Raw genomic sequence first — 21,949 nt, forward strand, 5'->3', positions numbered from 1 at the left:
AAGAAACGCGATCCAGTCCTGTCCCAGGTTCCGATACGAAGAAACGCGGTCCAGTCCTGTCCCATGTTCCGATACGAAGAAACGCGATCCAGTCCTGTCCCATGTTCCGATACGAAGAAACGCGATCCAGTCCTGTCCCAGGTTTCGATACGAAGAAGCGCGATCCAGTCCTGTCCCAGGTTCCGATACGAAGAAACGCGATCCAGTCCTGTCCCAGGTTTCGATACGAAGAAACGCGATCCAGTCCTGTCCCAGGTTCCGATGCGAAGAAACGCGGTCCAGTCCTGTCCCATGTTCCGATACGAAGAAACGCGATCCAGTCCTGTCCCATGTTTCGTTGCAAAAGCTATCCGTTTTGTATGGATTAGGCCTTAGGGTTTAGACCTTCGTGCTTTCGTGCGTCTGTTTTACAAATCGAGGGCCGACGTCGACGGGTCCAGGTCGAACGCTTCCTGGCGCGGTCGGGGGCGAACGGTTGGCGCCTGCGGCGGCGTTGGATTTAACGGGACCGAGCGATAGGGGATGATCGCCGGCGTGATGCGGGTCGTTTCTCGTTCTTCATAGTCGTAGATCAACGGCGCCGAGTAATAGTAGCTGCGCCGGCGGAGCGACGGCTGATAGTAGGTCATCGGCGGCGTTGCGGCGAAGTCGGCATGCTGGCCAAAGTAGGGATCGATCGCGTCGTAGCCGAACAAGTCGAAGTAAAGCTGGTCATAAGACTTTTGCAAATCGTGCCAGGCGGTCCGAATCCCATAGGGCCGCGGCTCTGGAAGGGTGCTGTCGAGAAACCGCTCGAGCTCTTTGTAGGCGACCGAAACGCTGCGGAACTCGCGCTGCAGATAGTAGTAGTTGGCTTGGCGAGCGGCATTTTGGCGATAGCGCTCGCACAGCGCCTTCAGCGTGTTGGCGGCCGACGCCAGTTGCGCCTGATTGGCCGAGGTCAGCTGTGCGCCAAGCCGCGCGGCCGCATGTTCCAGCTTGGTCGCATCCGGCGTGATGCGGTGTTGATTCATGAATTGATTTTGCGCCGCGGCCGAACTGGTCAGCAGAGCAGCGAGCAGCAGCGAAAGGGATGCGGTTTTCATCGGCTTTCTCTTCCCTGTAAAAGGTACTCCTACCTTTGATTCTAGAGGTGCTGTTGGAAACGGAGCAACAAAAAAAGCCGACGCACCCCGGGGGGGAGGTCGGCTCGAGGTTGATACGTGTCGCACTGCGACTATCGGTTAAAGCCCTTGTTGAAACGGTTGTTCCATGCCGAGCTGGGATTGGTGAAGACCTTTTTGGTCTGAATCGTGACGGGACCAACCTTGATCAATCCGCCGATCTGCGGGCCATGAAAGGGGCCGGTATTGTTGTGGAATGGTCCGTGATGGTCGTGGTGATCGTGCCCATGGTCATGAATGACGCCGCCGATCTGACAGGTGTACGACACATAACGGCAATGGTTGGAGTAGAGGTCGTAGTAAACCCGGTCGAAGGCGCGTTCGACGTCGGCCCAGGCTTGCTGCACCGCCCAATCGCGGCGGACTCGGTAGGTATAGGTAATCAACGACTGTACATGCTGCAGTTCGCGGCTCGCTACTTTGAAATCAAGTCGCAAGTGCGACAACGAACCGCCGTGGCGAGCGGTTTCGGCGAAATGCGCCGCCGCTTCATCCAGGTTGAGCGCTTCGTCATCCAAATGCGAGAAGCCGGTTCGATGATGAATCAAACCATGTAGCCGATGGGTCGCTTGATGCAACTGATAAGCGTCGCTCGCTAAGCGATCTTGGTATTGCCAATAGCCGGCGTTGGCCAATTGCGGAGCGGCGAACAGGATAGCGGCGGCGATCGAGAAAAAGGCGATTTGGCGTTTCATCGTGAAAGTTCCCCCCGAGCGAGTTTCGTTCCGAAGTTGAACGACCAGCAACATTGCCGGTCGGCGTCGGAGAGAGGTAATGGCATCGCTGGCGCCAGAAGATGCCACCTTGGTGGGTGTTTGGTTGTAAGTCGCTTGTTTCCAACAACTTGCCGATTTTGAAAGTTTTTCAGAAGACTCGGGTTGGGCAAATTTGCAGGGCGCATCAGGGGCAAATGATATCAAGATGACAACGCAATTCTCAGAGCGAGACATTGCCGCGAGCAGAAGTCGACGCCGCCCAAGCGGGGATTGCGCCGAGCCGGCATTTGCGGAGACAAAAAAAACGCCGAGCGGTTGAGGCTCGGCGTGGGGGAGGGAATATCGCGGAAAGTTGCTCGCCGTTACGACGATGTAGGAGGTTCTGGCAAGACGGGGCCTGCACCGCTTGGCTTGGTGCTCGGCGGGCGAAAGCCGGTCGGAGGGCGTTCTTTGCTCGACAGGTCGAACTGAAACGTGTTGTCACCGTCACCGGTGACCTCGACTTGCAACTCGCTGCTGCGGACCGACCAGAAATGCGGCGGCACTTTCCCCAACAGTCCGCTGCTAGGGGGCGCTGCTCCGGGAGGTGTCGACAACGAAACCAAGGCGATCGAATAGACGCCGATTTTGATCGGCTGCGTCGATTGGAAGCTTCCATCCTCCGAGAGCGGGAAGCCTCCACCGCCCCCTTCGCTACTGAAAAATCGAACGGAGACGTTGGACAATGGTTGACCATCGAGCGTGATATTGCCGCGGACTTGGGCTTTTTCCAATCCCGTGGTCGACGTGTTGCAGCCGAGGAACATGCTGGCTACGAGCAGCAGAGGTAAATGAATTGTCGCACGGATGCGAAAAGACGAAATCATGGTGAATGTGAACTTTCAGTTGGATGTAATGTCGAGGAAGGAGCGTCGTCGGGTTGGGAGTAGCGACGAAGTCACTACGGGGTGATGATTTGGCCATCGCCGCGCATCGCCATGCGACGAAAGCTCGTAACGTCGACCGTTTCGGCGACGAAGCGAACCGAGCCGTCCGACATGGCGAATTGGGCGCCGCCGGGATGTTCGGAATTGACCATGACGGAAGAGAGATACGACGCGTCGCAATTGAAGCCAGAGCGTCCATTGCAGTTGGCGTTGGGGCCGTCTTGGATCGGCAGGATGCCGCCGCCGGCGTGTTCGGTTTGAGCAAACATATCGCCGGTATTGCCGGATCCGGCCCAACCGCCCCAGTCGCCATAGGTGATGTCGGCTCCGTTGCCAACAACCGTCAGGTCACGTCCCGAGTGTTCGCCGAGGAGCAGCGTGTTCGACGTTCCATCGGTCAGCGAATTGAAACCGAGTTTCTCGTTGTAACCGAAGGCCCCGTTGTTGCACTTCCAGCCGTACCACGAGAAGCATTCGCCCCAGTCGGCATGCTTGTCGGTGTTGCTTTCGTTTAACGCGCCGTTGATTCCGACATAGCTGTGAAATTGGTGATTCCGGTTGTTGTTGCCCCAGTAATTTTGATCGGTGGGGTTTTTGGAATACGAAGGGCAGTTGAACGCCGAGATATTTACATTGGACAGGAGATTGGAGTTCACCGTGTCTTCATTGCTTTTAAAGCTGACGGTGTAGTCGAATTGATCCGACAAATTGCTTTGTTCAATGAACGGCAGAATCGAAATTTTCCAAGTGATGTACTGGGCTTCGCCGTAGGGCAGCATCAGGTAGGTGTCGTGGTACATGTGACACGCGAGCGCGAGTTGCTTCATGTTGTTCTGGCACGACGAACGACGAGCCGCTTCGCGAGCTTGCTGCACCGCCGGCAATAACAACGCAATCAAGACCCCGATAATAGCGATAACAACCAGTAGTTCGACCAGTGTGAACCCCGATCGATGCGGACGTAAGCGAGACATTGATAGACCTCATAATGACGATGAATGATTTCCAACAAGAGCGTCCGTTGACGGAAACGAATTCGCTCGTCACGACTAATAACAAGAATCATTCCAAAGAATGGTCAAATGTGGCAAATAACGGAAAAATGGTTCGTTTAATGGACGGCTGACCGACCACAGGAAGGGGGCTTTTGTCGGAATCCGATGCAAAACTGTGGATATAACGCACTATGGACATTTTTTGCTCAGATTGCGGAGAAATAGCAACTGCGCAATCGTATGGCAGAGCTGCATGCAAATGAGTCACCAGGGAACGCAAGTGGGTGACAAATATGAGGTGTGAATTGAATTCTTTTTCGCAAAGACCACGACTGGGCAGAGATGGCCGTGGTTGGTCGGCGGGTTCGCTTGGCGCTGGCAAGCGTCTGGCGAAAGCCAGTGCGGCGTCGAAGCGCCGGTTGATCGGAAGCTCAATACTGAACTTCCGGTCTGGATCACCACCGGAAGGTGCTGCGCCAAATGGATGGAATTGGATTGCAGCGAAATCCGATCTACCAGCGCATGACCGCCGTACCCCAAGAGAGCCCGGCGCCAAAGCCGGAGAGGAGCACGTTATCGCCGCGGCGAATTTTGCCGGCTTGATACGCTTCGTCCAGCACCAGCGGTACGCTGCCGGCCGAAGTGTTGCCGTAGCGATCGAGATTGATCACGACCTTTTTGCGATCGAATCCCAGGTTCTCGCAAGCGGCGTCGATGATCCGCACGTTCGCTTGATGCAGCAGCACCAGCGAGATGTCATCCGCCGTCAGATTGGCGTGAGTCAGCACGTCTTGAATGCTGTCGGTAATCACGCGGACCGCCCATTTGAAAACGCTGCGGCCATCCATATGCAGAAAACCGCGGCCAGCGGCCAGGCTTTGATCGTCCAATCGTTCGGCCGATCCGCCGCCGGGGACGCACAGCAATTCGCCTCCTTCTCCTTCGCTGCCGAGCGTATAGGAGAGGAAGCCTTGTTCCTCGGAGCCTGCTCCCAAAATGACGGCGCCGGCGCCATCGCCAAACAGCGGATAGGTCCGCTTGTCAGCGGGATTCGCGATGCGGGACAACAGGTCAGCGCCGACAACCAGCGCTCGGCGACTTGTTCCACAGCGTACGAACTGAGAAGCCGTGATCATCGCGTACATAAAACCAGCGCATGCGGCGCTGACGTCCATCGCCGCGCAGCGGATCCCCAGCCGATCTTGCAGAATGCAGGCCGTCGAAGGAGTCGGCATGTCGGGCGTAAACGTACCGACGACGATCAGATCGATCTCGCGCGGGTCGACTCCGGCGTTTTCGATCGCCGCGTTGGCGGCCGCCAACGCCATGTCGCTGGTCGCCATGGTCGGCGGAGCATGCCGTCGTTCACGAATTCCGGTGCGCTGTACGATCCAGTCGGGGTCGCAGCCGAGCGAAGAGAGGTCTTCGTTCTTCACGATATGCGCCGGCACGAAGCTGCCGACGCCGAGAACCTGCACGCCCAGCAGTTGCCGTAACGGACTGCGATCTGAGAATTGTGAAACAGACTGCCCACGGGCGGCAGTCGAGCTAACCGACGGCATGTAGGGGAAATTCCTGGGGGTGGCGAACATGGGGCGCGAATTGCCAGTATAACAAGCTTCGATCCATTTTCCACTTGCGTGCGTCTGGTTGCTGGAGCCCGTAATACCACCTAAAATCGCACGCCAGCAATCGCTCGGCAGCCAACCAACATGACACGATGATCGAACTTCCCCCGGAATTGGAGTCGCCGCCCGTCCCTTGGACGCGGCGCCACTTACTCGACCTCGAGAGTCTTTCCGCCGCAGAAATCACCACGGCGCTAGACGTCGCTCAGAGTTTTAAAGACGCAACTCGCGACTGTAAAGACAAATTACCGACATTAGCGGGGGTCACGTCGGTCAACCTCTTCTTCGAAGATTCGACCCGCACACGGACTAGTTTTTCGTTGGCGGCCCGTCGATTGGGGGCCGATAATATCGAATTCTCGGCCTCTAGCAGCAGCGTCTCGAAGGGGGAAACGTTGCTCGATACGGCCAAAACGATCGAATCGATGCAAATCGACGCGATGGTGGTTCGGCATCGGTCGCCCGGCGCACCGCAAATGTTGGCGAAAAATCTCGATTGTTGCGTGATCAATGCCGGTGATGGACCGCACGAGCATCCGACGCAAGGCTTGCTCGACATCCTGACCATCCGTCAGCATCGCGGCGCGATCGCCGGTTTGACCGTCGCCTTGGTCGGCGATATTGCGCATAGCCGCACCGCTCGCTCCAACATCTGGGGACTGCAGAAGCTGGGCGCTCATGTGATTGTCTGCGGTCCGTCGACGTTGGTCTCGAAGCAATGGGAAAAGCTGGGAGTCGAAGTTTCGCATGATCTGGATGACATCGTCGCTCGCTGCGACGTCTTGAACCTGTTGCGGATTCAATTCGAGCGCCAATACACGCGTCCCTTTCCCTCGGTCCGCGAGTACGCACTGCTCTATGCGATGAATCGTGAACGGATGGAGCAGGCGAAAGAAGATATCCTGATCATGGCGCCAGGCCCGATCAATCGCGGAGTCGAAGTGACGCCGGAAGTCGCCGACGGCTCGCAATCGGTCATCCTGCATCAAGTGAACAACGGCCTGGCGGTGCGGATGGCCGCGTTGTATCTGGTCGCCAAGGCGCCCCGGTAAAGAAAATATGTCGACGATCCTGCTGAAAAACGGCCGCCTGATCGATCCGAGTCAACAACTCGATCGCGTGACCAACATCTTGTTGAAGGATGGGGTCGTCGCTTCGTTGGACGCACAAGAGACGTATGCTGATCGGGTGATCGACGCGACCGGCAAGATCGTCGCGCCGGGCCTGATCGACATGCATGTGCAACTGCGTGAGCCAGGTTGGGAAGAAGACGAAACGATCGCCAGCGGCGCGGCGGCGGCGATTGTCGGCGGTTTCACTTCGATCGCGTGCATTCCCAACACCGAACCTCCGCTCGATTCGCCGGCGAGTATCGAATATGTGCGCCACAAAGCGGCCCGCGCCGATAAGTGCAACGTCTTTGTCATCGCTTGCGCCAGTAGCGGACGCAAGGGAGAGCAACTTTCAGAGATCGGCACGTTGGTGGAAGCAGGCGCCGTCGGCTTTAGCGACGCGTCCCGCGCGATCACCAATCCCGAATTACTCCGCCGCGCCCTTGAATATACGCAGATGTTCGACAAGCCGGTTCTCAATCGTCCCGAGCTGATCGAACTGACGCATAACGGCGTCATGCATGACGGCATGGTTTCGCTCGTGCTGGGACTCGCGCCGATCCCGGCAGCCGCCGAAGACGTGATGGCGGCGCGCGACATCTGTCTGTGCGAAACCACCGGCGGCCGGCTGCATTTGATGAGCGTCTCGTCAAGCGGAACCGTCGAGATCCTGCGACGCGCCAAAGCTCGCGGAGTGCGGACGACCGCCGAGATTCATCCCTGCAACTTCGCGCTGACCGACGAAGCGCTGCGAGAGTTCGATCCCAACTGCAAAGTCAATCCGCCGCTCCGTTCGGCCGATCATGTCGCGGCCTGCATCGCTGGCTTGAAGGACGGAACGATCGACGTCATCTCGAGCGGGCACGCTCCCCGCGCGTCGCAAAAGAAGATGCATGAGATGACCGACGCGCCGTTCGGCATGGTTTCGCTCGAGACGACGCTCGGCCTGACGGCGACCAAGCTGGTGCGCCCAGGGCATTTGACCTGGAGTCAGGCGATCGACAAGCTGAGCACGACTCCGGCACGCATTCTGGGCGTTCCGAAAGGAACGTTGATGGTCGGCGCCGACGCCGACGTCACGATCATCGATCCCGATTTGCCGTGGACCGTCGATACCTCCCAGTACGCTTCACGCAGCTCTAACTGTCCGTTTGACGGTTGGAAATTGATCGGCAAAGCGACCAACGTGATTGTTGGCGGCGTCGTCAAGTTGTAGGCAGAACTCGAAAAACCGATTAGTTCGGGTCGATACGTTCGCTGAGAGAACGTAGAATTCCGCGCAGGCTTCCTTCTTCCTTGCGGATACGACCATGCCCCTGATCATCGACGGCTATAACTTGCTCTACGCGGCCGGCGTGGTCAGTTCGCTTGATGGCAACGGCAGCTTCGAGCAGGATCGCCTGATGCTGCTGGAACTGATTCGCTCCATCGTCGATCCGCAGGAGATTCGCCAGACGGTCGTCGTCTTTGACTCGGCCAAAGCGCCCCCCGGTCTGCCGCGAACCGTTCGCTACCACGACATCGTGGTTCATTTCGCTTCCGAGTATGCGGATGCGGATGAGATGATTGAAGTCCTAATCGAGCACCATACGGCGCCCAAACGGTTGACCGTCGTCTCCAGCGATCATCGCGTGCAACGCGCCGCTCGTCGCCGCAAAGCGACCGCGATCGATAGTGGGCAATGGATCAGCCTGATGCGGCGCAAGCGTCAGGCTCAGAACAGAGCGGCCGAACTGCCGGCCAAACCTCAAGCGCCCCCGTCGCAGTCCGAAGTGGCTCGCTGGATGCGTGAGTTCTCAGAGATCGATGTCGACCAAATTGCCCGCGAGCTGAAACCGCTGCGAACCCCCAACCGGCCGCCGGCCGCACCCAAGTCGCCGCCGCCTAGCGCGGCGAAGCCAGCTAGGCCAGGGGACTCGGAAGAGCCTGAAGTTGACAATCCGTTTCCAGACGGCTTTGAAGAGGACATCCGGCAACTGGGCAATCAGCTGGGAGGTTCCGTCTTCCCGGCTGACTATCTCGATCAGATTGCCCGCGAATTCTTCGACGACGACGACGGCAAGTCGCCGGGTTAGATCCCGTCGCCAAGGCGCTCTCTCTTAACTCTCGCCGCTTCTCGGCATAACCGTGCGCCTTCGCCTGATCCCTACCAACCGATCTAACCGGCACAGTCACGCAGACCGCACGTTTTACCCAGATGTTGCATTTTAGCCACACGGTAGTCCGATCCCATACTTTGTAACCGACACGTAACCTTCCCCCTCTCGCGTTCGTTGGAGATCCTACTCGTGGCCAAAACCCAGACCAGCAAATCGACCCCGCGTAAGACCGCTGCGAAAAAGAGCACCCCTGCGAAGAAGACCGAAGTAAAGCGTAGCCCGAAAACGGCCGCTCCCAAGAAACGCACCGCCACCAAGGCTGCGACCACAGAAGAAGACGTCAAAGCGAAACCGGCCGCCGAAAAAGAAGTGACGATCGATCGCCGTCGCAAAGAAGAGCCGGTTCCGACCGAACGCCGAGCCAAAGTTGCGCGTCGCCGCCAGATCGACCCGACCACCTGCGAGCGGGACTACAACAACGAAGAGATCGAATTCATGCAAGCGTTGGACGCCTACAAGCGGACCAGTGGTCGCATGTTCCCGACGTGCAGCGAAGTGCTGGAAGTGCTGAAAGCCTTGGGCTACCAGAAATCGATCGGCGGAGGCGATATGCCGGTCGAGCAAGAAATGCCCAGCGACGAAGAGTCGCCGATCACCGAAGATGCCGACCTGTAAGGTCCAAAATCGCTATCACTGCTTGCTACCAACAGAACAGGAAGGCCGTCCCCTCGGTCTTCCTGTTCTGTTTCTTGAGCGATTCTCTCTTGTCGCGACCAAAAAATCTCTCTACTCTCCCCACGCGCGAAGAGCTTTTCTTCCACCTACTTGTTGATTGGCTCCAACCGGGGACAACGGCAAAGCGATCGAATTCACCAACTACGAGGGCTCGCAACGTGAGCGAACCATCAAAACAGCAGATTTCGGCCAAGCATTGGCTGCGACAGGGCGGCATTCTGTTGGCGCTGGCCTGCACCGGATGCCAAATGGCGGCCAGCAGCTCGAACGTCGCCGGCGTCCGCGCGGTCGAAAGCGGTCAGCCGATGGCGGCCGTCAATCACTTCCATAATGCGCTGGCCAACGACCCGACCAATGCCGACGCGTTGTACAACATGGCCGCTACCTATCATGAGATGGCGAAAACCAACAACGATCCGGCGATGCTGAAGCAGGCCGAAGAGTTCTACAACCGCTGTCTCGATCAAGACCCCAACCACGTCGAATGCCATCGCGGTCTGGCGGTCATGTTGATCGACACCAAGCAGCCCGACCGCGCCTATACGCTGATGGAGCGTTGGGCTCAGCAGAACCCGAGTTCGGCCGATCCCAAGATCGAGTTGGCTCGACTCTACCAGGAATTTGGGGATGAGCAGTCGGCCCTGACCCAACTGAATCAAGCGGTCGCGATTGACGCCAACAATGCACGCGCCTGGGCGGCCCTGGGCAACATGCGAGAAAAATCAGGCGATCTCAATCAGGCCTTGGCCAACTATCAGCGATCGCTGCAGCTGAACAGCTTTCAAGACGGCGTCAGCACCCGCGTCGCGACCTTGACCCGACAAGGGGTTCAAGCCGATACTCCTTTTTCGCCCGCCGGCGATACCCGCATCGTGCAGAACCCCAACACCACGCAGCGATATTAAAGAATGTCGGGAGATACGGCTCCCTACGAGCGAGATCTGGCGTATGTCCACTCCGCCGGATACAGCCGTCTCATGTTGCCTGTCGCGCATGAGGTGGTCCGGCGTCTGCGCGATCGCCAATGTTCTGGCGGTACGATTGTGGATTTGGGATGCGGCGCCGGTCAAGTAGCCGGCGAATACGCAGCAGCCGGATATGACGTGATCGGTGTCGATCTCTCGCCGGCGATGATCGAATTGGCCCAAAGCATCGTCCCCCACGCTCGGTTTGAAGTGGGAAGCTGGACGACTTGGCCGTTGCCGCCGTGCATTGCGATTTCGGCATTGGGAGAGGTCGTCTGTTACCTCTCGCCTGGCGTCGATCCGGTCGCCGTGCTGCAAGACTTCTTTGCGAAAGCGTTTGCGGCGCTGGCCGCCGGCGGATTGTTGGTCTTGGATGTCGTCGAGATCGGCATGGGACGCGAATTGGACCCCACTTGGACTGCCGGCGAAGACTGGTGCTGCTTGGTTAAATACCAGTACGACGAGTCCCACGATCAACTGACGCGGCGGATCACCACCTTTCGTGCAGCGGGGGAGTTCTACCGCCGGCAAGATGAAGTTCATCGCCAACAACTGTTTGCTCGCGACGAAGTCGCCCAGATGCTGGAGCAAGCCGGCTTTCAGGTCGAAGTAGCAGAGCGTTTTGGTGACTTTACCCCACTCCCGGGACGAGCTTTCTTTGCCGCGATGAAGCGGGAGTGAGAAAAGCGGTTGGCGACTTCGAATCGCGCTTGAATTGCCAAGCGATTTTCCCTCGCTCGCGCTTCTCGGGCTACGAAGAGGAAAGGGCGAAGCGCTTCTCGCGTTTAGAACGCCGCTCGCTTGTTGAAGCCGAGTCGGTTTTGCGCGAGTAGAGCGCGAAATTTAGAAACCGGTCGCGGACGCACGGATGCGGTCGTCAGAACGCCGGCTAGGTTGGTGACGTCAAAGTGAATCGCCTGGGCGGCGTCTTCGGCTTCATCCAGATCACCGCAATAGACGACATCGATCAGCCGATCCGCTTGCCGCACTAGTTGCTGCCCGACGCGGCGATTCTTACCCAGCGAGATGCTGTAATAGGCCAAAATGTCGTTTTCGTCCGACACATGGGTGATTTCGTAGGGGGCTTCCGCCGTTCCATCCCCGGTGGCCAACAGGCCTTCCAGCATGGTTTGGAAGAGGAATCGCTCAAGATCGGCCTCGCCGTAACAGCCCATTTCGTGGGCGGCGATGCCTGCAAAGAAGTGGGCGGCCGGACTTGCAACCCAGGCGAACGGCATTTCGCAGGTTCGCCAGTAGGTTTCGCGAAAGTCGCCGCGCTCGCACGCCGCTTCCAACTCGAAGACGAACGAACCTTGCGGATCAAAATCGGGTTCCGCGGCTACCTCGACCTGCAGCTGGGCGAAGCCCTGGCTCGTAGGCGATTCGAGATAGTTACGATAAACGTCCGACATGCAAAGCCTCACCAACGTCGTCGACAAAACGGATGTTCTTGCTTCGCTTAGTTTGTTTTAGAAGCGTTGAACACCACGCGTGCGTCTTGTCTTCAAGGAGCCACGCGTTCACTTAACTCTTTTAGACTAACGAGCGCTCTATAGAAAGGCAATAACTTTCAAGCATGTAGCGCCGTAAATTTTCTCTGCATCATCCCTGCAAGGATGATGCGAACGCGCTGCGAACGTTGTCCGATGGACTGGCGAAGCGCGAACAAGGCGCTGGCCCGTGTTGATTCATCGCCAGGCATGGACGATGCGGTCAAGAAACAACAAAGGCCGCGATGATTAACTCAACGCGACCTCGATTTGAAACCTTCATTGGCCGCCGGACGACCATTTGCAACGCTGCGATTAGCCGAATGCGTCGAGCGAATTCCCTTTGCCTGCTTCTTTACCGATACGACCAGCCGACGCGATCAGTTCCACGATCGCATCCCCTTGCTGCTCGATGGCGTCGAGACCTTTTTTCGCAACCGCGAAGTCAATCTGCGTCCGCGTTTGCGCTTCTTTGGCGGCGAGTACGCTCGAAACGGCCGGATCCAAACCTGTCATCATTACCCCTTAAGAAACAGTGTCGCTTATCTCTGGGTATCGGCTCTCATCGGCCGGAAACTTAGGAGAAAATCGCTTTCCCACCTCCAACTGCGGCTTGGCGCGATCATGCCGGATCGCCGGGCCGATCGCGGCGTCATTCCGAGCGGATCTTCAGGCCGAGCTCCCGTTGCATGTGCAGCGCTTCGGCGTTCCCCAGCGCGTCATCGACCGGGTGATCCGTATGTTTCGTCTTCCGCAGATGCTTGAAGTTGGCGAAACAGTCCTTTGGCTTTCCCTTGTAGAGCGATCCCAGGTTCGTCGAACTATGCCCCAGCGGGTTCCTCCCCAAAAAGTGGTGGAAATACCAACTGATGAACTGCCAATCGAAGCCGTTGTTGTCTGAAATAAACATCGGCTGTCCCTTGCTGCGTTCCCCCATCCAGTCGGCGAATCGCTGCATCGCCTTCGGAACGAATGGAAGCCTGTGATTGACGTGACGGTCAACGTGCAGGGGAACGAAGGGCGGTCGGTACCTGCGCACATCCCGATACGACCGAGGTTCAGGTCGTCGAGGTTCTCCCCGGCGTTTTGATTCTCAATTTTCGCTACAACAGTGGCCCCTCTCGTGTCGTAATGACTATGTGGGATCTGGGAGCGACATGGCAGGAGCATCTCAGTTCCAAAAAGCTCTTAATCAAGCCGGCCACCTGCATGGCGAGTCTGATCGACGTCGATGATTCGTTCGGGCTTGTCGTTTTAAGCGTCAGGCGTCGGCCTCGGCAAAGTTGGGAATTTTGTTCCAAGGGATGATGTTTGTCATCATTGAAAAGTCTCACCTGTTTTTGCCCAAAAACTCTCCTTGCGTACGCTGATGGCGCGTCGATCTTTGCGTGATGCTGTCGATCGACGGCGATTCCCTTTTTCCATGGAAGCATCGATCGCCAAGCGCCCACGGCCGAGAGTTGCTTCCTGCCATCAAGAACGAGGGCAATGCTGACGGACCGAATGCGTGCATAAATGACATTAGCCTGTCCTTGCGGTCATTGTCGCCTCTTCGTGGTCTTTGTCCGTAAAGCTTGTTAGGATGGAAAGCCCCTAAGTTTCCCACGCATCACGCAGATGCCGCTCGGCATTCAATCCAGGACTCTTCATCATGCACCGCCGTACCTTTTTGGCCGCCTCTTCAGCTGCCGTGTTACTTTCTTCTTCGCTCCAAGCTGGTGATTCAGAGAAGCGACGCGTGGCCGTGATCGGGCACACCGGCCGCGGCAATTACGGTCATGGATTGGACACCGTCTGGCAAAAGATTCCTGAAACGAAAATTGTGGCCGTCGCTGATCCAGACGAAGCAGGCCTGGCCCAGGAGATGGCGAAACTAAAACTTGATCGCGGTTTTTCCAGTTACAACAAGATGCTGCGGGAAACTGAGCCGGAATTCGTCTCGGTCGCTCCGCGGCATCCGGATCAGCACTACGACATGATCTTGGCGGCGATTGAGTCAGGCGCGAGAGGCATCTACTGTGAGAAGCCGTTTTGTCGTACGCCAGCCGAGGCTGATGCGTTGATTGCTGCAGCAAAGAAAAGGGGAGCGAAAGTGGCGGTAGCCCATCGTAATCGTTACCATCCCGCCCTGGCTCAAATCACCGCATTGCTTGAGTCAGGCGAAATGGGGCGTCTGCTGGAAATCCGCGGTAAAGGTAAAGGAGATCGTCGCGGAGGCGGGGAAGATTTGTGGGTGCTCGGATCGCATGTGCTAAACCTGTTCACCTATTTTGCCGGTTCTCCGCAGAGGGTCTCTGCGGTGCTACGACAAGAGGGACGCCTGGTTACCGCAGGCGATGTTAAACGGGGCGCAGAAGGGTTGGGGCCTTTGGCGGCGGATGAGGTCCGAGCTCGATATGAAATGGAACACGGCACAATCGCCTATTTCGATTCGGTCGCTGATGACGGTACGAATCCAGACGGCTACTGCCTGCAACTGATCGGCAGCAAAGGAGTGGTGACTCTGCACATCGACCGCACGCCGATAGCCCATTTTACACCGGGCAATCCATTCAAAGTTTCGCCAGAAGGCCGGCCGTGGATACCGATTACGTCCGCCGGAGTGGGCAAGCCGGAACCGAATCCGGAGTTGGTCCGTTCCGTTTATGATCATGTGCTGCCGATTCGCGATTTGATCGAGGCCGTGGACGGCGACCGCGCCCCTATCTGTGATATTCACGAAGGAGCAACAACCGTGGAAATGATTTGCGGCGTGTTCCAATCACATCGAGAAGAGGGTCGCGCCGTCTCATTCCCCTTGTCCCAGCGCGGCAATGCGCTGGCCGATTGGTAAAAGACAGGGGGGCCTTTTTTTCACCTCGAGCGAATGACTCGACGAACGGCAAGTAGGTAACAGGGCGCCGCAACTCACTGGGCAGATCGTTTAGGCCGCAAGAGTGATTGATGGGCTCGCCGACATTACCTTCCTATCGGAGAACGAAGTGACTAGACCGAGAAGAATCGGAGGGGTGACACTCCTTGTAGTTTTGCTGATCGGATCGTTGGCGCGCGCTCAAAATCCTGATTCGCCCTTTGTCGCTGGATTCGAACGGTTTGCCCGCCACAAAGTCGTCGAACCGAGCGTGGGCGGACGATTGCTGCTTTCGGAGCTTAGTTGCACCGCGTGTCACGCAACCGACTCGTTGACGCTGATGCCGAAACGGGGGCCGCGTCTGACAGGCGCCGGAAATCGGGTGCGCGAGGAGTGGATGCGGGAGTTTCTGAGTTCACCAGGCAAGGTCAAACCAGGAACGACGATGCCCGATGTGCTGGGCTCCCTGCCGGAAGCGGAGCGCGCGGCGACGGTGGATGCGCTGGTCGCATTTCTATCGACGCTACAAAGTCCTTTTCCAACAGCTACCGCAAGCGGCGCGAATCCCTTACCTCACGAGTTTTGGAAGAAGGGGGACGCCCAGCGTGGTGAAAAATTATATCACCTCGTCGGCTGCGTCGCGTGTCACGCGCCCGATGCTGAATATCAGGGAGGGCATTCACAGCCATCGGCCATGGCGGCGCTTCTTTCGGCACTGGATCCCGAGGATATCGAAGAGATGGGATTGACGGAATCGGTCCGGCCGGCGCCATCCGTTCCTCTCCCGAACCTGTCGGCTAAGTACACCCCCAAAGCCTTGACTTTCTTTCTGACTTCGCCAGAGAGCGTGCGCCCCAATGCTCGGATGCCGAACTTGAAATTGGAATTGGTCGAGGCAGCCGATCTCGTGGCCTACCTAACAAAAGACACGCCACGCAAATCTGACAAAGCCTCCCTTTCTGAAAATTCCTCCCTTGTTGAAAAGGGGCGAGCGCTGTTTACCTCGCTTTCGTGCGTGAATTGTCACGAGGTCAATGGCTTGGCTCCAGCAAGCAATGCAAAGTCGCTCGCTCAACTCACTCCGACTTTCGATTTGGGCTGCCTTGGCGAGCCGTCGTCCGGACTTCCTCATTTCAGTCTGGACCAGCTGCAAATCAAATCGATTACTTCTGCTCTCCATCAATTGACGGCGAAGGGTAGCGAGGAATCCACACAGGCTTCGCTGGAGCTTTCACTCCTGCAACAAAATTGCTATGCCTGCCATCAGCGGAACGACCGCGGCGGAATTGGTCCGGAACGAGAAAAATATTTTGAAACGGTTTCTCACGTCGACTTGGGGGATGAAGGCAGATTACCTCCTCCGCTCGATCACGTGGGATATAAACTCACCCCCGCTTGGTTGGCCAAGGTGCTAGAGGGGTCGGGCGACGTCCGACCGCACGTGCAGATCCGCATGCCCCAGTTTCCCAAGAGCTTGGTAGATCGCTTGCCCAAGGCTTTCGCCAGCGCCGATCAACCATCGCGGGTTCATGGAACGGAAGTCTTCTCGAAGCAGCCGGGCTTGGAAGACGCCGGACGCATGTTGCTCAACAACGGCTGCGTCCAGTGTCATCCAATTCGTGGAGAAGCGGTTTCGGGGGCAATGGGCGTCGATCTTGCATTAGCGGCCCAGCGCGTGAATCCCGACTGGTTTCTGGAGTTCCTGAGAAATCCTACAGAACTCAAAAAGCGAACGCGCATGCCCTCGTTCTTTCCTAACGGAAAGAGCGCGATACCGGATATCCTGGACGGCGACATGGATCGTCAAATTGCGGCCATGTGGAGTTATCTGAAAGATGTGAAGTCGCAAAAGCTGCCCGAGAAGATATTGGAGGCGCGTTCTCAGGAATTTGAGCTCGTTCCCGACGAGCGTCCGATACTGATTAGAACATTTATGAAAGCGGCGGGAACGCATGCGATTGCTGTGGGATTTCCTGAACGCGTTCACTATGCGTTTGACGCCGAGCAGATGAGACTGGCCCAAGCGTGGCGTGGTCGCTTTCTCGATGCTTATGGGACTTGGTTTGTTCGTGCCGCGCCCCCAGCTAATCCTCTCGGCTCGGATGTCGTCTCGCTTCCACCAGGCCTGGCGTTTGCTCAATTGCCGACCGGCGACGCTCGCTGGCTTGCAGAAGAGGAAGAAGCGGCGCAGTATCAATTTCTGGGATATCAACTCGATCCTCTGGGCATCCCCACGCTCCGCTACCGCTATCGCGGTTATGTGATTGAGGATCGCATTGAAGCCGCCAACGGCGGAGGCTTGAAACGCATCCTGAGCATTGCATCCAAGGACAAAGATGCGGTGGAAGATACGCTTTGGTTCCGAGCACATCGAGGCAAGAACCTGAAACTGCAGGAGAATGCCTGCACTGCCCCCGGCGGCGTCATGGTTACTTTACAAGCACCGAACGGCGACGCAATTCTATGGCACGATCCGGACGATTCCGAATGGATGGAATGGCGCGTGCCCGTCAGTTCCCATCGTAAGCTGGAGGTGACCTATCAATGGTAAGACGCTTGGCGCTGCTGATCATAATGGCAACGGGGATTGCGGCAGGAGAGGTCGGACTCGCTCAGAATCCTGTCGAGAACGACTTCTACAAGCTGATTTCGGTTCACACTTCGAAATCGGCTCAGAACTCCCGCGCGGCGAACTGGAAGCCCGCGCCTGAGGACCTTGCCTTGGAAGTCAGCGGCATCGCGGTGCTGGACGACGACCGTGTCGCCGTAGTGATCCGCAAGGGAGAGATTTGGATTTTGAAGGGAGTCTTCGACGATCCACCGACAAACGTGGAGTATCACCAATTCGCCGCCGGGCTGCACGAGCCTCTGGGGTTAATCTGGCAAGACGAAGCCTTCTATACCGTTCAGCGGACTGAACTGACCCGCATTCGCGACACGAGCGGAGATGGCCTTGCCGATCAGTACAGCACGATCACAAAAGGCTGGGGGGTGACAGGCCATTATCACGAATATGCCTACGGACCAGAGTTGGATGGCGAAGGCAACCTATGGCTCACGCTGAATATCGGCCTTGGTCTCCGCGGTGACCAATTGAAACGAGCCATCCATGAGCCGATCCTGAATGTAACGCAGGGGCGCTGGCGCGGTTGGGGAATGAAGCTTACGCCGGATGGCGAGCTCATTCCCGTTTGCGCCGGGATGCGGTCCCCCTCTGGTTTGGGCGCGAATCAGGAAGGGGACATGTTTTATACCGATCAGCAAGGAAACTGGGTAGCGACGAACAGCCTGCATCATATGCGTGACGGGGCCTTCTATCACCACCCAGAGGCGCTGGCTTCGATGAATCTGCCGGGTTCCCCCATCGACGAAATAACGGCGATTCCCGAAGGCGTCCCTTTTCCCGAAGCAGTCCAACGCCTACCGCAAATGCGGCCTCCGGCTGTTTGGTTTCCCTACAAGAAGGTAGGGCAATCCCCGACCGATATTCTGCTTGACGCGAGCGATGGCAAGTTTGGTCCATTTAGCGGCCAACTATTCGTGGGCGAGTTTACGCTTTCGTCGGTCCACCGAGTCTTTCTGGAGAAGGTGGATGGAGAGTATCAGGGAGCTGTATTTCCTTTTCGTTCAGGATTTGCGTCTGCTGTTTTGCGGTTAGGCCAAGGAGCGGATGGGAGCATGCTGGCCGGCCTAAGTAATCGTGGATGGAGCAGTCTGGGGACCGCTTCTTATGGCTTACAGCGGCTCGTCTGGACGGGCCAGACCCCGTTTGAGATCCAAGAGATGCGCGCGTTACCAGACGGTTTTGATCTAAAATTCACCCGGCCTGTCGATCTCATGACCGCCAGCGACGTCGCATCTTATGCGATGACAAGCCACACGTATCTTTACCATGGCGCATACGGAAGTGACGAGATTCAGAAGCAGGACCTAGAAATTACCAAAGCCCAGGTTTCTGAGGATGGTCTGAGCGTCCGCCTGACAGTGTCCGGCTTACGGAAGCTGTTCGTCCATGAGCTCCGCGCCGAGGGGATCCGCAGCCGCAAAGGGGACCCGCTCCTCCATCCCGACGCCTACTATACGCTCAACAAAGTGCCGCAGTCGAAAGCTCCGTAAAGTTGCGTGTCTGCTATTAGGGGAACCTTGCGCGTTATTCGATGTGCTATGCTCCATATCGATGATGACAAAATCCAAGGAACTATCGGCGACACGGCTGACGCACACTAACTCCTTCCCAGACCAAGGATTTCAGCCAGGAAGTTCACGTTCCAGCCCGCCATACGTCTTCGCATGACGACGCTTTCCTTGCTTTTGTGTTGTTTGATCAGCGACACGGCGAGGCGTTTTAGCCACGCCAGGTTCTCCGCTGCGATCCGATTTCTCAGGCGACTTTCGTCTTCGCGGAACGTTACGTCGAGCGTCCAGTGAAGCGAGTTTTCGATTCCCCAGTGGCCGCGAACGGCGGCGGCGAATTGCTTCGCGTCCGGCTTCAGCGAGCTAATATAATATCTCGTATCGCACGTTTCTCGTCCATTCTCTTGGCTGATGCGAATCGCGACGCCGATCGTTTTCAAACCGCGCCAATCTTCGCCAGCAGGCACTTCGTCTGGCAGCTTCACCTGATAGTAAAACCGCTTGTCGAGGCGGCCGTGCCCTTTTGCTTCTTCTTCATGACGCTCCACCTTCACTCCGGCGAAATCATTTTCCAACTGCGTCGTGATGTAGTCGCGGACTTGCTCGTGCAGTCGCTCTTGATTTGCTTTCAGCGCGAGGACGTAGTCTCCCTTGCCGGCGATGATCTTCTCGGCGACGTCCCGTTGGCAGCCGGCCGCGTCGAGCGTGACGATCGCTTTACGAACGTCGATTTGTTCGATTAGCTCGGGGAATACGACGATTTCGTTCGACTTGTCGGCGGCCGCCATTTGCCCGAGACTGACGCCTGCCCTGACCGCCCAGGCGCTCCCCAGGCAAAGCGGCCCGAGTCCTTTCCCACGATCATGAGATCGTCGCAACGTCTTGCCGTCGATCGCAATGATCTCGCGGGCATCATCGTCGGTTGTCGCTGCCTGCCGCATCGCAGTCAGCCATTCGTCAAAGCATTGTTGAAACGCGGTCGGCTTGAGCTGCGCGAGCAAGCGACCGATCGTATCGTGCGAAGGGACGCCGCTTGGCAACTCGAGCCGCGACTTCAACCACTCGACATGCGCTTCGGCCCAGATAGCGATCGACCGCGGCCCATCCGCTCCGGCAATCACCGCGGGGACGCAAATGACGAGCAAGTCGCCTAGCAAATGCTTACGATTGATATGGCGACGCGGATCATCCAGCTCCGCAAAGTATTCGAGAATCGAAACGACATCGTCCTGATCGACCTGGCGAGACATCGGCTCTTCCTGCAGCGCGTGACGGGAAATCGGAAAACCGATATCATCGCAGAATTGAGCCGGAGGCGCTACGCTAGATTACCCAAAGTGCGCGCTGGCCGTGCCCGGTAGACTTTAATACTGGAATGACCATTCGTCCTAATACTCCTTAGTCACATCGAGACGCAACATGTCTATTCCTAGCGTTATTCCAATAAAGTACATGGAAGACTTGCGTACCAACATGACCGGATTGTCCCGCGGTGGCCAGTTCATGATTATTGACTATTCTGATGTGTGCGATGGATCAAATGCCTGTGTCGTGAGATACCTCTTTCACGCGTCAGGTGAACTGAAGAGCGTCGACCACGCGGTCTTCGGCAGCGACGCTTCGCCAATCGACCTCCAAAAGAAAATGGACGCCTTCCTAGGTGAACTGGAATCGTATCGGCTAGGCGACATTCGCGTGCAATTGTTTCAGGTCGAGATTGACGGCAATACCTTCGGACTTGTCGCTTCCGAAAAAACGCAATCGGTCAACCTTGAGCCTGGACCGATTCTGACCTTCATGGGGCCATGGGACGGCGAGTATTACACGTAAGCCAAGAACCTCCGTCGATGGCCATTAGGCCCAAACCATACGATCGCTCCCAAGGATTGGTCTCAAGCTCCACTGGAATAGGCATCCAAACGCACGCTGCCGGGACTGCGAGATGAAACAGGGACGATGCAGGAGGGTTCAGGCACCAATCTCTTGATCTGGTTAGCTATTCCCACTTTTACTCCTACTTCGGCAATCTTGTGCGTAAAATGACGGAGGAACTTAACCAATGGGTTTGGTTCGAGGGAGTCGTGAAACGGATCCCCTAGGACGATCTACCGCTACGTCGACTGGAAACTCCATGAGCGATCCTAAACCTCCAAAGATAGAATTTGATTTCGATAGTCTTCCCGTAGACCCTCGAGATCGCCATGAGGCGCTGGTCGATCTCTTCGGCCAACATGTCACGTGGCTCCGAAATTGGTCGGTTACCGCCACCGCGCAATTGGTCGAATCGGAAGAGTCGCGGAAAAATTTGGGGACGATTCGTCGAGAAAAATACGACACGCTGGCGTCACTTACTCCAGAACAGAAAGCGGCAGCCAGAGAAGCTACTGCAGCGACGGTGGATCGTTTCATTCAACTGTTCCTTACCATGGCGTCCGGAACCGGCATCGATCAACGGATCGACGACCCTCATGCAATTCGCTTTAAGATCGACTTGGAAGTCTGCGAAATCCACAACTCCGAGGTGGTTGAACAAGAGACGATCAACAGGAGAGGCAAGAAGTTCTTCGCCGACTACTGGGGCGCTGGCTCAACTGATTTGCGTCGGAATAGTGCGCAGTTATGAAGATCATCGATATTGAAACTCAGCGGTCGGCATGCAGCTTGGAAGAAATTAAAGCCGTTCTTCTGCGCTACGGTCACCCGTGAGATCATGTGGGGCGCTCATGAAAGTAGACTTGGACTTAGTCGTGGACACAACCAGGTTGTATTCCACTTTGAAAGTGAATTCCGCAACCTCTTTTATCTCAAAGCATTGCGTCAGCCACTTCTGACACGCAGGCGGCGAAACAGCCTGGGAATGTCGATATACAGCTGGTATGTGACCATTGTCTGGTTGGTAAACGAAAAACTCGATCCATCATTTTTCCCAAACGGATGGTGAGGAGAATATCTGTCCGTCGCCGCAAATTTTCGGGGCAGTTCAGTTGCCCTGGTTGCCGCCAGGAATTGACTGGGGAAAGCGGAGAGAAGAAACTAGGGTTGGGAGCCGAGTTCGGTTCCTTGCCGCCAAGGTGTCAACATACGGTTTGCCGACCGTGATCCCTTGGTTTTTTTGTGCGCAGAAAATGCCGCGTA

Annotated in this window: 20 protein-coding genes; 11 read left to right on the plus strand and 9 right to left on the minus strand. The window is 56.8% G+C overall.

Annotated features, from left to right (window positions below):
- Positions 1-407 precede the first annotated feature (407 nt).
- From DSM3645_RS07570 to DSM3645_RS07590, 5 genes are all read right to left on the minus strand, one after another.
- On the minus strand, positions 408-1,085 hold the full coding sequence (locus DSM3645_RS07570; protein WP_002651514.1) for a hypothetical protein: 678 nt from the start codon (positions 1,083-1,085) through the stop codon (positions 408-410).
- Between the two features lie 131 nt (positions 1,086-1,216).
- Complete coding sequence (locus DSM3645_RS07575) at positions 1,217-1,858, minus strand: hypothetical protein (RefSeq protein ID WP_131282313.1); 642 nt, start codon at positions 1,856-1,858, stop codon at positions 1,217-1,219.
- Between the two features lie 383 nt (positions 1,859-2,241).
- Positions 2,242-2,745 (minus strand): hypothetical protein, encoded by a 504-nt coding sequence (locus DSM3645_RS07580; protein ID WP_040351684.1) that lies wholly within the window; start codon positions 2,743-2,745, stop codon positions 2,242-2,244.
- Positions 2,746-2,819: 74 nt separating this feature from the next.
- Positions 2,820-3,779 (minus strand): DUF1559 domain-containing protein, encoded by a 960-nt coding sequence (locus DSM3645_RS07585; protein WP_002651517.1) that lies wholly within the window; start codon positions 3,777-3,779, stop codon positions 2,820-2,822.
- A 533-nt stretch (positions 3,780-4,312) separates the two neighbouring features.
- Positions 4,313-5,362, minus strand: a complete 1,050-nt coding sequence (locus DSM3645_RS07590; protein WP_002651519.1) for a beta-ketoacyl-ACP synthase III — start codon at positions 5,360-5,362, stop codon at positions 4,313-4,315.
- Between the two features lie 158 nt (positions 5,363-5,520).
- Between DSM3645_RS07590 and DSM3645_RS07595 the strand changes: the two genes are divergently transcribed.
- The 6 genes from DSM3645_RS07595 to DSM3645_RS07620 all read left to right on the plus strand — a co-directional run bounded on the left by DSM3645_RS07595 (position 5,521) and on the right by DSM3645_RS07620 (position 11,020).
- Entirely contained in the window at positions 5,521-6,480 is a 960-nt protein-coding gene (locus DSM3645_RS07595; RefSeq protein WP_002651520.1) for an aspartate carbamoyltransferase catalytic subunit, read from the plus strand.
- 7 nt (positions 6,481-6,487) lie between these two features.
- Complete coding sequence (locus DSM3645_RS07600; protein WP_002651521.1) at positions 6,488-7,756, plus strand: dihydroorotase; 1,269 nt, start codon at positions 6,488-6,490, stop codon at positions 7,754-7,756.
- A gap of 94 nt (positions 7,757-7,850) precedes the next feature.
- Entirely contained in the window at positions 7,851-8,615 is a 765-nt protein-coding gene (locus DSM3645_RS27890; RefSeq protein WP_002651522.1) for an NYN domain-containing protein, read from the plus strand.
- A gap of 213 nt (positions 8,616-8,828) precedes the next feature.
- On the plus strand, positions 8,829-9,314 hold the full coding sequence (locus tag DSM3645_RS31785; RefSeq protein WP_002651523.1) for a hypothetical protein: 486 nt from the start codon (positions 8,829-8,831) through the stop codon (positions 9,312-9,314).
- 218 nt (positions 9,315-9,532) lie between these two features.
- Positions 9,533-10,279 carry a tetratricopeptide repeat protein gene (locus DSM3645_RS07615; RefSeq protein WP_002651524.1) on the plus strand — a complete coding sequence of 249 codons (747 nt, stop codon included), beginning with the start codon at positions 9,533-9,535 and terminating at the stop codon, positions 10,277-10,279.
- A gap of 3 nt (positions 10,280-10,282) precedes the next feature.
- On the plus strand, positions 10,283-11,020 hold the full coding sequence (locus DSM3645_RS07620; RefSeq protein WP_040351685.1) for a class I SAM-dependent methyltransferase: 738 nt from the start codon (positions 10,283-10,285) through the stop codon (positions 11,018-11,020).
- A gap of 104 nt (positions 11,021-11,124) precedes the next feature.
- Here DSM3645_RS07620 and DSM3645_RS07625 read toward each other — a convergent pair whose 3' ends face one another.
- The 3 genes from DSM3645_RS07625 to DSM3645_RS07635 all read right to left on the minus strand — a co-directional run bounded on the left by DSM3645_RS07625 (position 11,125) and on the right by DSM3645_RS07635 (position 12,739).
- On the minus strand, positions 11,125-11,751 hold the full coding sequence (locus DSM3645_RS07625) for a hypothetical protein (protein ID WP_002651526.1): 627 nt from the start codon (positions 11,749-11,751) through the stop codon (positions 11,125-11,127).
- 393 nt (positions 11,752-12,144) lie between these two features.
- Entirely contained in the window at positions 12,145-12,345 is a 201-nt protein-coding gene (locus DSM3645_RS07630) for a hypothetical protein (RefSeq protein ID WP_237564775.1), read from the minus strand.
- Positions 12,346-12,481: 136 nt separating this feature from the next.
- Positions 12,482-12,739: a hypothetical protein gene (locus DSM3645_RS07635; RefSeq protein WP_237564776.1), complete on the minus strand. Its 258-nt coding sequence runs from the start codon at positions 12,737-12,739 to the stop codon at positions 12,482-12,484.
- A gap of 741 nt (positions 12,740-13,480) precedes the next feature.
- Between DSM3645_RS07635 and DSM3645_RS07640 the strand changes: the two genes are divergently transcribed.
- From DSM3645_RS07640 to DSM3645_RS07650, 3 genes are all read left to right on the plus strand, one after another.
- Positions 13,481-14,662, plus strand: coding sequence for a Gfo/Idh/MocA family protein (locus tag DSM3645_RS07640; protein ID WP_040351686.1), 1,182 nt, complete (start codon positions 13,481-13,483; stop codon positions 14,660-14,662).
- Between the two features lie 103 nt (positions 14,663-14,765).
- Positions 14,766-17,231, plus strand: a complete 2,466-nt coding sequence (locus DSM3645_RS07645) for a cytochrome oxidase (RefSeq protein WP_131282316.1) — start codon at positions 14,766-14,768, stop codon at positions 17,229-17,231.
- Positions 17,225-18,796, plus strand: a complete 1,572-nt coding sequence (locus DSM3645_RS07650) for a hypothetical protein (protein ID WP_002651533.1) — start codon at positions 17,225-17,227, stop codon at positions 18,794-18,796. The genes DSM3645_RS07645 and DSM3645_RS07650 overlap by 7 nt, the downstream gene beginning before the upstream one ends.
- A gap of 107 nt (positions 18,797-18,903) precedes the next feature.
- Here the strand turns inward: DSM3645_RS07650 and DSM3645_RS07655 are convergent, their stop codons facing one another.
- Entirely contained in the window at positions 18,904-20,064 is a 1,161-nt protein-coding gene (locus tag DSM3645_RS07655; RefSeq protein ID WP_002651534.1) for an ISAs1-like element ISBlma7 family transposase, read from the minus strand.
- Positions 20,065-20,365: 301 nt separating this feature from the next.
- On the opposite strand from DSM3645_RS07655, the gene DSM3645_RS07660 reads away from it, so the two are divergent.
- The gene (locus tag DSM3645_RS07660; RefSeq protein ID WP_131282319.1) at positions 20,366-20,644 is read left to right on the plus strand and encodes a hypothetical protein; all 279 of its coding nucleotides are present in this window, start codon (positions 20,366-20,368) and stop codon (positions 20,642-20,644) included.
- Between the two features lie 301 nt (positions 20,645-20,945).
- Complete coding sequence (locus DSM3645_RS07665; protein ID WP_002651536.1) at positions 20,946-21,437, plus strand: hypothetical protein; 492 nt, start codon at positions 20,946-20,948, stop codon at positions 21,435-21,437.
- The last annotated feature ends 512 nt before the right edge of the window (positions 21,438-21,949 follow it).

The sequence above is a fragment of the Blastopirellula marina DSM 3645 genome (genome assembly GCF_000153105.1).
Lineage (GTDB): Bacteria > Planctomycetota > Planctomycetia > Pirellulales > Pirellulaceae > Blastopirellula > Blastopirellula marina.